Here is a 1,056-nt window from a genome sequence, read left to right as displayed (position 1 = left end):
TGTATTGATCACGAACGTTGTTAACGCTTACCGGGCTTGATCATGGCGAAGACCTCCGGTGTGGTGGAGGTGTCTAGGACTACACCGCACGGAGGTCTTCGTGTCCCACCGTAATGCCCGCCTGACCGTTCACGGCAGGCGGCTGTTGGTCGAACGTGTCCGTTCCGGCCGTCCTGTCGCGCATGTGGCTGCCGAGATGGGCATATCGAGGCCCACGGCCCACAAATGGGTCCGCCGCTGGCGGGCCGAAGGCGAAGCGGGGCTGGCCGACCGATCCAGCAGACCGGGCACGACCCCGCACCGGACACCGGCCGACGTCGAAGACCGCGTGTGCGACCTACGGCGGACCCGCAAGCTCGGTCCGGCTCGGATCGGTCCGATCGTAGGGCTGCCCGCCTCGACCGTGCACCGGATCCTGACCCGCCACCGGCTGAACCGGCTGGCCTGGCTCGACCGCCCCACCGGCGTTCTGATCCGCCGCTACGAACGCGACCGCCCGGGCGAGCTCGTCCACGTCGACGTGAAGAAACTCGGCCGGATCCCCGACGGCGGTGGGCACAAGGTTCTGGGCCGTCAGGCCGGCCGGGCCACCCGCAACCAGATGGGCTTCGACTACGTCCACTCCGCCGTCGACGACCACTCCCGCCTCGCCTACAGCGAGATCCACCCCGATGAGAAGGTCGCGACCTGCGCGGGCTTCCTCGCCCGGGCGGCCGCGTTCTTCCACAGCCAGGGCATCCACCGCATCGAGCGGGTACTGACCGACAACGCCTGGGCCTACCGCAAGGGCCTGGCCTGGAAAGCCGTCCTCGCCAACCTCGGCGCGACCGGCAAGCTCACCCGCGCCTACCGGCCCCAGACCAACGGCAAGGTCGAACGCTTCAACCGCACCCTCCTCGACGAGTGGGCCTACCAGCGGCCCTACACCTCAAACGACGAGCGGACAGCGGCCCTGGCAGACTTCCTCCACACCTACAACCACCACCGCTGCCACACCGCACTCGGAGGACACCCGCCGATCAGCCGCGTCAACAACGCTGCGGGTCAATACAGCTA

At 68.2% G+C, this 1,056-nt stretch carries 1 protein-coding gene; it reads left to right on the top strand.

Going from position 1 to position 1,056, the window contains the following annotated elements; all coding sequences use genetic code 11:
• Positions 1–100: 100 nt before the first annotated feature.
• Positions 101–1,056, top strand: a 956-nt coding sequence (locus SGA01_RS40760) for an IS481 family transposase (RefSeq protein WP_141303480.1), incomplete at its 3' end; no start/stop codon positions are given.

The sequence above is a fragment of the Streptomyces gardneri genome (genome assembly GCF_006539185.1).
Lineage (GTDB): Bacteria > Actinomycetota > Actinomycetes > Streptomycetales > Streptomycetaceae > Streptomyces > Streptomyces gardneri.
The sequence above is the reverse complement of the archived record's forward strand: the minus strand, read 5'-3'. Positions and strand labels throughout refer to the sequence as shown.